The following is a 13,094-nucleotide window of genomic DNA, read 5'->3' as shown; positions in this document are numbered from 1 at the left end:
ACCCCCCGCCCGCCGTCTTCCCCACCCACACCGACACCCGCACCACCGACACCGCAGGGAGGCAGTCAGTGCACCACGGGAACGCGACGGGGAGACCGGTCCAGGACCGGCAGGCACGCACCGGGGTCTGGTTCGTGGGGGCGCGCGGATCGGTGGCGACCACCGCCGTCACCGGATGCGCGGCCGTCACCGCGGGGCTGTATCCGCCGACCGGCATGGTCACCGAGACGCCGCCGTTCGCGGGGGCGGGGCTGCCTCCGCTGGCCTCGCTCGTCTTCGGCGGCCACGACACCGCCGACTGTCCCCTGCCGAAACGCGCCGAGGACCTCACCGGGGCGGGCGTGCTGCCCGCCGGCCTCGCCCGGGCCGTCCACGCCGAACTGGCCGCGGCCGACGGGGAGATACGGCCGGGCGGACCGCTCGCCGGGGACACCCGCACCGAGGAGGAGCTGATCACCGGCTTCGCCGGCGACCTGGCCGCCTTCCGCGCGCGTCACGCGCTGGCGCGGGTCGTCGTCGTCAACGTCTCCTCCACCGAGCCGCTGCCGGAGCCGGACGCCACGCGTCTGCCGCCCAGCTCCCTGTACGCCGCCGCGGCGCTGCGCGCCGGCTGTCCGTACGTCAACTTCACGCCCTCGACGGGGCTCCGGACCCCCGTGCTCACGGCCGCCGCCGAGGCGAGCGGCCTCCCCCACGCGGGCCGTGACGGCAAGACGGGCCAGACGCTCCTGCGGTCCGTCCTCGCCCCGATGTTCGTCCAGCGGGCCCTGACCGTCCGGGCGTGGTCCGGCACCAACCTGCTGGGGGGCGGGGACGGAGCGGCCCTGGCCGATCCGGCGGCGGCCGCGGCCAAGAACGCCGGGAAGGAACGCGTCCTCACCGAGACGCTCGGCGCCGGCGTCGAGGGCGACGTCCACATCGACGACGTCCCCGCCCTCGGCGAGTGGAAGACCGCCTGGGACCACATCGCCTTCGACGGCTTCCTCGGCTCCCGGACCGTCCTCCAGACGATCTGGCAGGGGTGCGACTCGGCCCTCGCCGCTCCCCTGGTCCTGGACCTGGCGCGGCTGGTCGCCCGTGCCCACGAAGCGGGCCTCGCCGGTCCTCGCCCCGAACTCGGCTTCTACTTCAAGGACCCGGACGGCGGGCCGGCGGGTCTGTCCGAGCAGTTCGGCGCGCTCCTCTCCTTCGCCGACCGCCTCCGGGAGTCCGGATGATCCGCTCCCTGTTCCTCCGCCTCGTCCCCTCCCGCGCGGACGGCCCGGCCACGACGGAGACCACCGGGCCCGGGGCGGGGGCGCGGCCCGTCGCCGCGCACGGATCCGCCTCCGCGCCCGGGGGCGCGTCGGTCCGGGAGAAGCTGGGGGCGTGGAGCGAGCTCCTGCGCGTCTCGGCCCTGCCCGGCGTCCCCGGCGACGCCCTCGCCGGAGCCGCGGCCTCGGGTGCGCGGCCCGGCAGGGGCACCGCCTGGGCCGTCGGTGCCTCGCTGTGCCTGTACGAGGCGGGCATGGCGCTCAACGACTGGGCGGACCGGTACGAGGACGCCGCCGAGCGTCCCCACCGCCCCCTCCCCTCCGGCCGGGTGAGCCCCGGGGCGGCCCTGGGCGCGGCCGGTGTGCTGACCGCCGCCGGACTCGCCCTCGCGGCCCGTGCGGGACGGCCCCCTCTGGCGGTCGCCACGGTCCTGGCCGCGACGGTCTGGGCGTACGACCTCCGGCTCAAGCACACGGCCGCCGGTCCGGCCGCCATGGCCGCGGCCCGCGGCCTCGACCTCCTCCTCGGCGCCACGGCGACGGTGTCGACCGCCCGGAGGGGGACGCCGGGCGGACTCGCCGGCGGGGCGGGAGGCGGATCCGTCGGCTGGGCGGGGAGCGGACCCGCCGGCGTAACGGGGAAGGGCCCCGTCGGTGGGGCGGGAGGCGGCCTCCGCCGTACGGCGGCCCCGTCGCCCACCGCCCCGCTCCTCACCGCCCTCCCCCTCACCACACCACCGCCCGCCGTTCCCGTGCCCACCGTCTTCCCGCTCTCCGCCCTCCCCGCGGCGGCGGTGCTCGCGGCGCACACCTACGCCGTCACCGCAGTGTCCCGGCACGAGGTCCACGGCGGTTCCACGGCCGCGCCCCTGGGCGCACTCGCCGCTTCGGCGGTCCTCGGCGCCCTCACCGCCTCGCCGCGTCCTGACCCGTACCGTCCCGGCGCGCGGCGGAAGCCACCGGCCGCGCCCCGCCGCCTCCCCGACCGCTCCGGGGCGGAGCGCGTCACCCCGCTCCTGGCGGCCGTCTACTTCCGCACCGCCGCCCGTCCCCTCCTCGACGCGGCCCTGAACCCGTCCCCGCCGCTCACCCGGCACGCCGTCGGCGGCGGACTCCGGGCGATGATCCCCCTGCAGGCCGCCCTCATGTCCCGCTCCGGCGCGCCCGTCGGCGGACTCGCCCTCCTGGGCCTCGTCCCCCTGGCCCGCCGTCTCGCGCGAAAGGTCAGCCCCACGTGAACGAACTCCGCGCGGCCCCCCTCCGCCACGGCTACGGGACCAACGGTCTGACCGACCTCCGGCTCGACGACGCCCTCGCGCTCCTCGCCGACCTCGGCTACGACGGCGTCGGCCTCACCCTCGACCACATGCACCTCGACCCCCTCGCCCCCGACCTGGCCGCCCGCACCGCACACGTGGCGCGCCGGCTCGGTGAACTCGGCCTCGCCGTCACCGTCGAGACCGGCGCCCGCTACGTCCTCGACCCCCGCCGCAAACACGGCCCCTCCCTCCTCGACCCCGACCCGGACGACCGCGCCCTCCGCGTCCGGCTGCTGGTCACCGCGGTGCGCGTCGCCGCGGACCTCGGCGCCCACGCCGTGCACTGCTTCAGCGGCACCGCCCCGCCCGGCACCGACCCGGACACCGCCTGGAAACGCCTCGCGGAAGCCCTCGGGCCGGTCGTCGAGGCCGCCGCGGCCGCGGGCGTCCCCCTCGCGATCGAACCCGAGCCGGGCCACCTGCTCGCCACGCTCGACGACTTCCACCGCCTGCGCGCCGCCACGGGGGACCCCGCGCCCCTCGGTCTGACCCTCGACATCGGCCACTGCCAGTGCCTGGAACCGCTGCCGCCGGCCGACTGCGTCCGGGCCGCCGCGCCCTGGCTGCGCCACGTCCAGATCGAGGACATGCGGCGCGGTGTCCACGAGCACCTGCCGTTCGGCGAGGGCGAGATCGACTTCCCCCCGGTCCTCGACGCCCTCGCCTCCGTCGGCTACCGGGGGCTCACCGTGGTCGAACTCCCGCGCCACTCCCACGCGGGCCCCGAACTCGCCCGCACCTCACTCGCGTTCCTCCGCTCCCGAACCCCGGAAGGAGACCCGGCCGCGTGACCGCCACCCCCTCCCCCGGCTCCCCGGCCGTCTCGCGCACCGCCCTCGACGCGCGCCTCACCGCCACCGCCCGCGCGTGGCTGGACGACGCGCTGGCCGAAGTCACCGGTACGGGCCCGGGCGCGGACCACCCCCGTACCGGTCCGGACGCCGCCTCCGCCCGTACGGACCCGGCCACCGCCTCCGCCGGCACCGGTCCCGCCTGGGAGGCGCGCTTCGCCGCCGCGGGCCGTCACTGCGGCCACGAGCACGCCGACGCCGTGCGGGTCCTGCTCCTCGCCACGGCCCGTCCCGGCCCGGAGACCCTCGCCCTGCTCTACCACCGGGGCAGCGCCGCCGAGCGCCGCGCCGTGCTCCACGCGCTGCCGCACCTCGTCGGCGGCCCCGAGGCGCTCCCCCTCGTCGCCGACGCGCTGCGCACCAACGACACCACGCTCGTCGCCGCGGCCGTCGGTCCCTACGCGGCCGACCACCTCGACCAGCGGGCCTGGCGGCACGCCGTCCTCAAGTGCCTCTTCGTCCACGTCCCCGTCGACGTGGTCGCGGGGCTGCGGCGCCGCGCCCGCGGCGACGCCGTGCTCGCCCGCATGCTCGCCGACCACGCCGCCGAGCGGACCGCCGCCGGCCGCGACGTCCCCCACGACCTGGAGCGCGTGCTCGCCCTGACGGCCCAGGCGCGTCCATAGCCCTCCGCAGCCAGAGGAGTTCCGATGCGCATCTTCGACCCCCACGTCCACATGACCTCCCGCACCACCGACGACTACGAGGCCATGCACGCCGCCGGTGTCCGCGCCCTGGTCGAGCCGTCCTTCTGGCTCGGCCAGCCGCGCACCTCCCCGGCCAGTTTCCTCGACTACTTCGACGCCCTCCTGGGCTGGGAGCCCTACCGGGCCGCCCAGTACGGCATCGCCCACCACTGCGCCCTGGCGCTCAACCCCAAGGAGGCCAACGACCCCCGCTGCGCCCCCGTCCTCGACGTCCTGCCCCGCTACCTCGCCAAGGACGGCGTCGTCGCCGTCGGCGAGATCGGCTACGACTCCATGACGCCCGCCGAGGACACCGCCCTGGCCGCGCAGCTCCAGCTCGCCGCCGAACACGGCCTGCCGGCGCTGGTCCACACGCCCCACCGGGACAAGCTCGCCGGACTGCGCCGCACGGTCGACGTGGTCCGCGAGTCCGCCCTCCCTCCCGAGCGCGTCCTCCTCGACCACCTCAACGAGACGACGGTCCGGGAGGCCGCGGAGAGCGGCTGCTGGCTCGGCTTCTCCGTCTATCCGGACACGAAGATGGACGAGGACCGCACGGTCGCGGTCCTGCGGGCCCACGGCACCGAGAGGGTCCTGGTCAACTCGGCGGCGGACTGGGGGAAGAGCGACCCGCTGAAGACCCGCCGGGTCGGCGAGGCGATGCTCGCCGCCGGGTTCGACGAGGACGACGTCGACCGGGTGCTGTGGCGCAACCCGGTCGCCTTCTACGGGCTCAGCGGCCGCCTCCGGCTCGACGTCCCGTCGCCGCACGGGCTGCACGAGGGCAACTCCGTGCTCCGCGGCGGGGAATGAGGGGCGGCGATGCGCTTCCGGCATCCCGACGGGTCCGTCGTCCACCTGTCGTACTGCACCAACGTGCACCCCGCCGAGACCCTCGACGGGGTCCTCGCCCAGCTCCGCGACCACTGCGAGCCCGTCCGCCGGCGGCTGGGGCGCGACCGGCTGGGCATCGGCCTGTGGCTGGCGAGGGCCGCGTCCCGCACCCTGACGGACGACCCGGCGGCGCTGCGCGGCCTGCGGGCCGAGCTGGACCGCCGCGGTCTGGAGGTCGTCACCCTCAACGGCTTCCCCTACGAGGGCTTCGGCCGGGACGAGGTCAAGCACCGGGTGTACCGGCCGGACTGGACCGAGCCCGAGCGCCTCGCGTACACGACCGACCTCGCCCGTCTCCTCGCCGCCCTCCTGCCCGCCGACGTCGACGAGGGAACGATCTCCACCCTGCCGCTCGCCTGGCGCCGGGGGTTCGGCCCGGCCGGGAACTCGACCGCGCGGGACGCCCTCGCCGTCCTCGCCGAACGCCTCGACGTCCTGGAGGAGCTGACGGGCAAGTCGATCCGGGTGGCCCTCGAACCCGAACCCGGTTGCGCCGTCGAGACCACCGCCGACGCCATCGGCCCCCTCAGCGCCGTCGACGCGCCGCACCGCGTCGGCGTCTGCGTCGACACCTGCCACCTCGCCACCTCCTTCGAGGACCCGGCCACCGCGCTGTCCGCCCTGGACGCGGCGGGCGTCACCGTCCCCAAGGCCCAGCTGTCCGCCGCCCTGCACGCCGACCACCCGCACCTGCCCGCCGTGCGGGAGGCGCTGGCCGCCTTCGCCGAGCCCCGTTTCCTCCACCAGACCCGTACCGTCACCGCCGGCGGACTGCGCGGCACCGACGACCTCGACGAGGCCCTCGCGGGAGGGGCCCTCCCCCGCACGGGTCCCTGGCGCTCCCACTTCCACGTCCCCCTGCACGCGCGGCCCGCGCCGCCGCTGGCCTCCACGCTCGGGGTGGTCGAGGAGACCCTGGCCCTGCTCGTGGGGGGTCCCGCCCCCCGTACGCGCCACCTGGAGGTCGAGACCTACACCTGGCAGGCGCTCCCGCCCGAGCTGCGGCCCCTCACCCGCGCCCAGCTCGCCGACGGCATCGCCGCCGAACTCTCCCTGGCACGCGACCTCCTGACCGACCTCGGCCTCAAGGAACTGCCATGACCGACACGACCGGCACGACCGGCGCCTCCGTCACCCCGCTCCTCGTCCTGGACGTCGTCGGCCTCACCCCCCGGCTCCTGGAACACATGCCGAACCTGAGGGCGCTCGCCGCCGCCGGCTCCCGGGCGCCGCTGACGACCGTCCTGCCGGCCGTCACCTGCACCGCCCAGACCACCTTCCTGACCGGCACCCTCCCGTCGGAGCACGGCGTCGTCGGCAACGGCTGGTACTTCCGGGACCTCGGCGACGTCCTGCTGTGGCGCCAGCACAACGGCCTCGTCTCCGGCGACCGGCTCTGGGACGCCGCCCGCCGCGTCCACCCCGGCTACACCGTCGCCAACATCTGCTGGTGGTACGCCATGGGCGCCGACACCGACATCACCGTCACCCCCCGTCCCGTCTACTACGCCGACGGCCGCAAGGAACCCGACTGCTACACCCGTCCGCCGGCCCTCCACGACGAGCTCACCGAGAAGTTCGGCACCTTCCCCCTCTTCCACTTCTGGGGTCCGGGAGCCGACATCACCTCCAGCCGGTGGATCGCCGAGGCCACCCGGCACGTCATGCGCACCCGGCGTCCCGACCTGACCCTCTGCTACCTCCCGCACCTCGACTACGACCTCCAGCGCTACGGCCCCGACGACCCGCGCTCCCACCGGGCCGCCGCCGAGCTCGACGCCGTCCTCGGACCGCTCCTCGCGGACGCCCGCGCGGAGGGCCGCACGGTCGTGGCCCTCTCCGAGTACGGCATCACCCGGGTGGAGCGGCCGGTCGACATCAACCGCGCCCTGCGCCGGGCGGGTCTCCTGGAGGTCCACACCCAGGACGGCATGGAGTACCTGGACCCCATGACGTCCCGGGCCTTCGCCGTGGCCGACCACCAGGTCGCGCACGTCTACGTCCGGCGCCCCGCCGACCTCCCGGCCGTCCGGGAGGCCCTCGCGGGCCTCCCCGGACTCGCACGGCTCCTCGACGACGAGGGCAAGAAGGAGCACGGCCTCGACCACCCGCGTTCGGGGGAACTGGTCGCCCTCGCCGAACCCGACGCCTGGTTCACGTACTACTACTGGCTCGACGACGCCCGCGCCCCCGACTTCGCGCGGCTGGTCGAGATCCACCGCAAGCCCGGCTACGACCCCGCCGAACTCCTCATGGACCCCTCCGACCCGTACGTGAGGGTCAGGGCGGCCAGGGAGATCGCCCGCAAGAAGCTCGGCATGCGCTACCGGCTCGCGGTCGTCCCCCTCGATCCCTCCCCCCTCCGCGGCAGCCACGGGCTCCTCCCCGCGAACGAGGAGGAGGGCCCGCTCCTCGTGTGCTCCCTCCCCGGCGCGGTGAGCGGCCGGATCGCGGCCGTCGACGTGAAGTCCCTGCTCCTGCGCCTCGCGGGTGCGCAGACGCGCACGGCCCCGCCGGCCGCGCACTGAGCGGGGCCGCCCGGCACGACGGGCCGCCCAGCAGGCCGGTGCCGCGAGTCGTACCTACTCTGGGATGAGGAAGCACGCGAGACCGGAGGTCATCATGATCGTTCTCGGGGTCGTCCTGCTCGTCATCGGACTCGTGACCGGCATCTCCGTCCTGTGGACCATCGGAGTCGTCCTGCTCGTCATCGGAGTCGTCCTGTGGATCCTCGGAGCCGTCGGTCACGCGGTCGGCGGACGCCGTCACTACTGGTAGGAGGACCGGCTCGGGCGAGGACCGGCACTCCCGTGGTGGTCCTCGCCCCGATCCGGCGGCTCACGCCTCCCGCCGTGCCGTGACCAGGCCCGTCTCGTAGGCGGCGATGACCGCCTGGGCGCGGTCGCGGACCCGCAGCTTGGCGAAGAGGGCGGTGATGTGGTTCTTCACGGTGGAGGGGCTCACACCGAGCCGGTCGGCTATCTCCGTGTTGTCCGAGCCGCCGGCGATCAGCCGCCACACCTCCCGCTCCCGTGGCGTGAGCCCCTCGGCACCGGAGGGCACCGGGGGCGCCGCCCGGCGGTCCGGGGCCGTGACGTGCCGGGAGATGAGCCGGGTCAGAAGTCTCGGGGCGAGGATCGCCTCGCCGTCGCGGACCACGCGCAGGGCGGCGACGAGGTCCTCGGGCGAGATGTCCTTGGGCAGGAAGCCGCACGCCCCGGCCCTCAGGGCGCCCACGACATGTTCGTCCATGTCGAAGGTGCTCAGGGCCAGAACCCGGCAGTCCGGCAGTTCGGCGGTGAGCCGCTCGGTGGCGGCGATGCCGTCCAGGATCGGCATGCGGATGTCCATGACGATCACGTCGGGCCGGTGCTCGTGGGCGAGGCGGACCGCCTCGGCGCCGTCCGCGGCCTCGGCCACGACCTGGAAGCCGGGTTCGGGGGCGAGCATCAGGGCGAGGCCGCGGCGGACGAGCGGCTGGTCGTCGGCGATGAGGACCTTCACGGTCGCGCTCACGCGTACGCCCCCTGGCGGTCGGCGGGCAGGGGCAGCCGGGCCCGGACGGCGAATCCCGCGCCCTCCGGCCCGGCCCGCAGGGTGCCGCCGTGGAGGGCGACGCGTTCCCGCATCCCCATGAGTCCGTGCCCCGAGCCGCGTGCGACGGGACGGCCGGGACGCGGACCGTCGTCGGTGACGGTGACCCGGACCTCGTGGACGGCGAAGGCGAGCCGCACGTCGACGCGCGCACCGTCGCCCGCGTGCCTGCGGGCGTTGGTGAGGGCCTCCTGGACGATGCGGAAGACGGTGAGCGCGACACCGGGCGGAAGCGATCCCGGGTCGCCCTCCGTGGTGAGGGTGGTGGGGAGGCCCGCACGGCGGCTGTCCCCGACGATGCGGTCGAGGTCGCCGATGCCGGGCTGCGGCGCGGTCGTCTCGCCCTCGTCGTTCTCGTCGCCGGCCCTCAGCACGTCGAGGAGGTGGCGCATCTCGCGCAGGGCGGTGCGGCCGGAGCCCTCCAGGGTGACGAGCGCCTCGCGGGCCGTCTCCGGCGACCGGTCCAGGTTGGCCCGGGCGCCTCCGGCGAGCAGCTGCATCGTGGTCAGGTGGTGGGCGACGATGTCGTGCAGTTCCCGGGCGATGCGGCGCCGTTCGTCGGAGACGGCCCGCTCGGCGAGCAGCCGCCGCTGGGCCTCCGCGTTGCGCTGCCAGCGACCGACCACGACGGCGGCGCCCGCCACGAACAGCGCGGACACGACGTTGGGGACGAACTCCACCAGGGAGGGCGCGGGCAGCCCCGGGCGGACGAACTGGAGCACCGCGACGCAGCCGGCGGCGGCCGCCGCGCCGACCGCGGCGCCGTGGTGACGCAGGGCGGTGTAGAGGGCGACGACGGTGGCCGCCCCGTAGTGCTGGCCCACGGAGCCGAACCAGGTGAGCAGCAGGTTCCCCGCGAGGACGCACGTGAGGACGCACAGGGGCGCGCGGCGGCGTGCCAGCAGGAACAGCGAGGTGGCGACCACGACCAGACACCCGGCCACCGGCACGTGACCCCGGTCCATCTGGCTGGTGACGGTGAAGCCCACGAGGTCGACGGCCGCGGCGCCGACGGCGACCAGTCCGTCGTGCCGGCTCCACAGCCCCGGCCTTCCGCACCGGCTCCCCGTCCCGGCCCCGCCGGAAGTCGTCCCGGTCGTGCCGTCCGGAAGCCCGGCGCCGTACGCGCTCGCCCGACCGGGGCGCGTTCCGTCCGCGCGCCGTCCCATCCCCCGCCTCCCCCTGCGCATCCATGCTTTCCCCGGGGCCGCCGCAGCGGCCCGATGACCTGCGGTTCGTCCTCCGAGTCTCCCATGGTGCCGGTGCGCCGGGGCCGTGGCGTCGGAGCCGGGAGGGAGCCGCGGCTGGGAGCAGGCTCCCAGTGATAGGAGGGTGCAGGCCCGTGCTCCCAGCGGATTTCTCGTCCGTGGCTCCGAGGCGCGGGCCGCATGCCGCTGATGTGCTGGGCACGTGCCGGAACGACCCGGCACGGGGCGCCGCGCCGGACATCCACGGTCCCGCGGCGTCCTCGCACCCCGCCCCTTCCCGGAGGACTCCCGTGATTCGTGCCCTGACCGGTTTCTCGACCCGCAGACCGTGGCGGGTCATCGCCGTGTGGGCGGTGGTCGGCGTCTTCCTGACGCTGATGGGCCAGGCGCTCGTCTTCCGCGTGACGCACACGGACAGCGCCGGTTTCCTGCCTCAGGAGTACGACGCGGCCGCGGCGCTGCGGATCGCCCGGGAGGAGTTCGGCGCGGAGCCCGACGCCGACGCGGTGACGGTGCTGGTGGCACGGCGCGACGGCAGGCCGCTGGAGGACGCGGACAGGAGGCGCGTGGAGGGCGTGGCGCGTGAACTGAGCGCCACGCGCGTGGAGATGCCGTGGACGGACGAACAGATACGGGGGATCTCCGAGGATTACTCCCAGGTCCCCCGCGTGGCGCTGGTGACGACCGCCCCGGACGGGTCGTTCGCGCTGCTCGGCGCACGGCTGCGGGGCAACTCCACCGACCCCGGTATGCAGTCCGTGTACCGGGTCCTCCAGGACCGGGCCGAGCAGGAGTTCGGCGAGGCCGGGCTGCGCACGGGGTTCACCGGCGGCCTGGCGGACGTGGTGGACCGCGCGGACGCGGAGAGGACTACGCAGACGGTGGTCGGCCTGGTGATGGTCGGGCTGATCGTGCTGATCAACGTGTTGGTGTTCCGCAGCGTCCTGGCCGCGTTCGTCCCCCTGTTCGCGGTGTCCGTGGTGGGCGGCGCCGCCACCGGCACGGTCGTGGGAGCGGCCCTCCTGACCGGTCTCGAACTGGATCCGGGCACCCCGGCCATGATCGGCACCGTGCTGATCGGCATCGGCGTGGACTACTTCCTCTTCCTGCTGTTCCGCTTCCGCGAGGAGCTGCGACGGCGCCCGGAGGAACACCACCGCCTGGTGGCCGCGGACGTGGCCGGACGGGTGGGCACGGCGGTGACCTCGGCGGCACTGACGATCGTGGCGGCCTTCGCGACGCTCGGCGTGGCGACGTTCGGGCAGTTCCGCGTGCTCGGCCCCTCGGTGGCGGTGTCGGTGCTGGTGATGCTGGTGGCGAGCCTGACCCTGATGCCGGCGCTGCTGGCGGTGACCGGCCGGAAGATGTTCTGGCCCTCGCGGATCCTCTCGAAGGCCGAGCGGACCGGCCCGGCCGCCCGTACCGGGGAGCTGGTGGCGCGCCGTCCGCTACTGACCCTCGTGGCGTCGGTCGTCCTCCTCGGCGCGCTCGCGGTCGGCATGGCGGGCGTCCGCATGGACTTCGGCACCGGCGGCACCCCGCACGACACGGCGGCCGCCGCGACGGCGCGGGAGATCGCCGACGCTCTACCGGCGGGGGTGTCCGACCCGGCGACGGTGTACGTCGCCGCCGACGGCGGCCGGACCCTGGACCCCGCCGGCCTCGACGCCCTGCGCCGGGCCCTGTCCGGGGTGGCCGGAGTGGGCGAGGTGGCCGCCCCCGTGCTCGACACCGACCGCACCGCCGCCCGGCTGGACGCCTATCTGACGGTGGACGCCCGGTCCCGGCAGGCCCGGGATCTGGTGGCGGGTCCCGTGCGCCAGGCCGTACGGGACGCGACGCCGGCCGGTACCACCGCACACGTGGGCGGCACCGCGGCCGTGTTCGCCGATGTGGCGACCGCGGTCGACCGGGACCTCCGGACGGTGTTCCCGGTGGCCGCGGCACTGATCGCGCTGATCCTGGTGGTGCTGCTGCGCAGCCTGGCGGCCCCGGTGGTGCTGATGCTCTCGGTCGGGCTGTGCTTCGGGGCGACGTTCGGCGCCTCAGCCCTGGTCTTCCAGCACCTCGGCGGCGAGCCGGGGGTGAACTTCGTCCTGCCGTTGGTGCTGTTCCTCTTCGTCGTGGCGCTGGGCACCGACTACAACATCCTCGTCAGCGACCGCCTGCGTGAGGAGATGGCCCGCGGAGGTCCGGCCCGTGCCGCCGTGGCCCGCGCGGTACGGCACACGGCGCCGGCCGTCGCCACGGCCGGTGTGGTCCTCGCGGCCTCCTTCGGCGGCCTCGCGGTGAACGCGGACGCCTCCACCCGCCAACTGGGCTTCGCCACGGCCCTGGGCATCCTCCTGTCCTCCTTCGTCCTGTCGCTCCTGCTCGTCCCGGCGGCCGCGGCACTGCTGGGCCGGGGGATGTGGTGGCCGATGCGCGGGGCGCAAAGCCGGAATGGCGGGACCCGGCCCGCAGACGGACAAGGCGCCGGGCCCCTCGCTCCGTACGCCGGGGAAGGGCCCTCGCGGTCGCGACCGCTTCCGGACTATCCGAGGAAGCTCAACCGCACCTGACGGTTCGCGTTGTCGACGTTCGTGTCCACCAGACACACCGACTGCCACGTCCCCAGGGCCAGTTCGCCGCCGATCACCGGAAGGGTCGCGTGGGGCGGGACGAGGGCCGGGAGGACGTGGTCGCGGCCGTGGCCCCGGCTTCCGTGGCGATGCTGCCAGCGTTCGTCGGCGGGGAGGAGGCGGTGGAGGGCCGACAGGAGGTCGTCGTCGCTGCCCGCGCCCGTTTCGATCAGGGCGATGCCCGTGGTCGCGTGGGGCGCGAAGACGTTGAGGAGTCCGTCCCGGCCCTGCGCCACCTCCGCCAGGAAGGACGCGCACTGCCGGGTCAGGTCGTGGACCGTCTCCGACGATCCGGTGGTGACGTCCAGGGTGCGGGTTTCGAATCCGTGGCTCATGGCTCCATGGTCGCCGACCCCGCGACCCTCTCAAACTCTCCACGCGGGCGGCTCCGGACCCGACGTCCCCCGTCACTTCGGCGGTGCGACGGGCTGTCCAGGCGGGTCGGAGCGCACCCGTGTCCATGGTCCGGGGCGGTGGCGCGGGCGGGGGGCGCGGCATGGGGCGGTTCTCCTCGCTGCTCGGAGAGGGGACCGGTGGGGGGAGGGAAGGGGCCGGTGCGGAGAGCGGGGCGTACGAGAGACAAGTCCTGAACCAGTGGGAGCGCTCCCACTGTGCAGTCGGGACGCAACGGCGTCAAGCCGTGCGAAGAGTTGAAGGCGGCCGGCGGG

At 75.3% G+C, this 13,094-nt stretch carries 12 protein-coding genes; 9 read left to right on the top strand and 3 right to left on the bottom strand.

Going from position 1 to position 13,094, the window contains the following annotated elements:
* The first annotated feature begins 68 nt into the window (after window positions 1-68).
* From AB0398_RS12670 to AB0398_RS12635, 8 genes are all read left to right on the top strand, one after another.
* On the top strand, window positions 69-1,217 hold the full coding sequence (locus tag AB0398_RS12670) for an inositol-3-phosphate synthase (protein ID WP_366374324.1): 1,149 nt from the start codon (window positions 69-71) through the stop codon (window positions 1,215-1,217).
* Window positions 1,214-2,491, top strand: a complete 1,278-nt coding sequence (locus tag AB0398_RS12665; protein WP_366374322.1) for an SCO3242 family prenyltransferase — start codon at window positions 1,214-1,216, stop codon at window positions 2,489-2,491. The genes AB0398_RS12670 and AB0398_RS12665 overlap by 4 nt, the downstream gene beginning before the upstream one ends.
* A complete protein-coding gene (locus tag AB0398_RS12660) occupies window positions 2,488-3,363 on the top strand; it encodes a sugar phosphate isomerase/epimerase family protein (protein WP_366374320.1) in 876 nt (291 codons plus the stop codon). The genes AB0398_RS12665 and AB0398_RS12660 overlap by 4 nt, the downstream gene beginning before the upstream one ends.
* Entirely contained in the window at window positions 3,360-4,049 is a 690-nt protein-coding gene (locus AB0398_RS12655; RefSeq protein WP_366374318.1) for an EboA domain-containing protein, read from the top strand. Before AB0398_RS12660 ends, AB0398_RS12655 begins: the two co-directional genes overlap by 4 nt.
* A 24-nt stretch (window positions 4,050-4,073) precedes the next feature.
* The gene (locus AB0398_RS12650) at window positions 4,074-4,922 is read left to right on the top strand and encodes a TatD family hydrolase (RefSeq protein ID WP_366374316.1); all 849 of its coding nucleotides are present in this window, start codon (window positions 4,074-4,076) and stop codon (window positions 4,920-4,922) included.
* 9 nt (window positions 4,923-4,931) lie between these two features.
* Window positions 4,932-6,104 (top strand): metabolite traffic protein EboE, encoded by a 1,173-nt coding sequence (eboE, locus tag AB0398_RS12645; protein WP_366374314.1) that lies wholly within the window; start codon window positions 4,932-4,934, stop codon window positions 6,102-6,104.
* Window positions 6,101-7,531, top strand: a complete 1,431-nt coding sequence (locus AB0398_RS12640; RefSeq protein ID WP_366374312.1) for a nucleotide pyrophosphatase/phosphodiesterase family protein — start codon at window positions 6,101-6,103, stop codon at window positions 7,529-7,531. The genes eboE and AB0398_RS12640 overlap by 4 nt, the downstream gene beginning before the upstream one ends.
* Before the next feature lie 94 nt (window positions 7,532-7,625).
* On the top strand, window positions 7,626-7,781 hold the full coding sequence (locus tag AB0398_RS12635; RefSeq protein WP_366374310.1) for a DUF6131 family protein: 156 nt from the start codon (window positions 7,626-7,628) through the stop codon (window positions 7,779-7,781).
* Between the two features lie 60 nt (window positions 7,782-7,841).
* Here AB0398_RS12635 and AB0398_RS12630 read toward each other — a convergent pair whose 3' ends face one another.
* Together AB0398_RS12630 and AB0398_RS12625 are read right to left on the bottom strand one after the other, a co-directional pair.
* Window positions 7,842-8,519 carry a response regulator transcription factor gene (locus AB0398_RS12630; RefSeq protein ID WP_366374309.1) on the bottom strand — a complete coding sequence of 226 codons (678 nt, stop codon included), beginning with the start codon at window positions 8,517-8,519 and terminating at the stop codon, window positions 7,842-7,844.
* On the bottom strand, window positions 8,516-9,766 hold the full coding sequence (locus tag AB0398_RS12625) for a sensor histidine kinase (RefSeq protein WP_366374307.1): 1,251 nt from the start codon (window positions 9,764-9,766) through the stop codon (window positions 8,516-8,518). The genes AB0398_RS12630 and AB0398_RS12625 overlap by 4 nt, the downstream gene beginning before the upstream one ends.
* Before the next feature lie 329 nt (window positions 9,767-10,095).
* Here AB0398_RS12625 and AB0398_RS12620 point away from each other — a divergent pair, with 329 nt between their 5' ends.
* A complete protein-coding gene (locus tag AB0398_RS12620; protein ID WP_366374305.1) occupies window positions 10,096-12,366 on the top strand; it encodes an MMPL family transporter in 2,271 nt (756 codons plus the stop codon).
* On the opposite strand, the gene AB0398_RS12615 is transcribed toward AB0398_RS12620, so the two are convergent.
* Window positions 12,339-12,761: a secondary thiamine-phosphate synthase enzyme YjbQ gene (locus AB0398_RS12615; RefSeq protein ID WP_366374303.1), complete on the bottom strand. Its 423-nt coding sequence runs from the start codon at window positions 12,759-12,761 to the stop codon at window positions 12,339-12,341. The two genes, AB0398_RS12620 and AB0398_RS12615, sit on opposite strands and share 28 nt — an antisense overlap.
* Window positions 12,762-13,094 lie beyond the last annotated feature (333 nt).

The organism is Streptomyces sp. NPDC086147 (assembly GCF_040702165.1).
In the GTDB taxonomy this organism is placed as follows: domain Bacteria; phylum Actinomycetota; class Actinomycetes; order Streptomycetales; family Streptomycetaceae; genus Streptomyces.
Note: the sequence above shows the minus strand (reverse complement) of the source record. Positions and strands in the feature narration are given on the sequence as shown.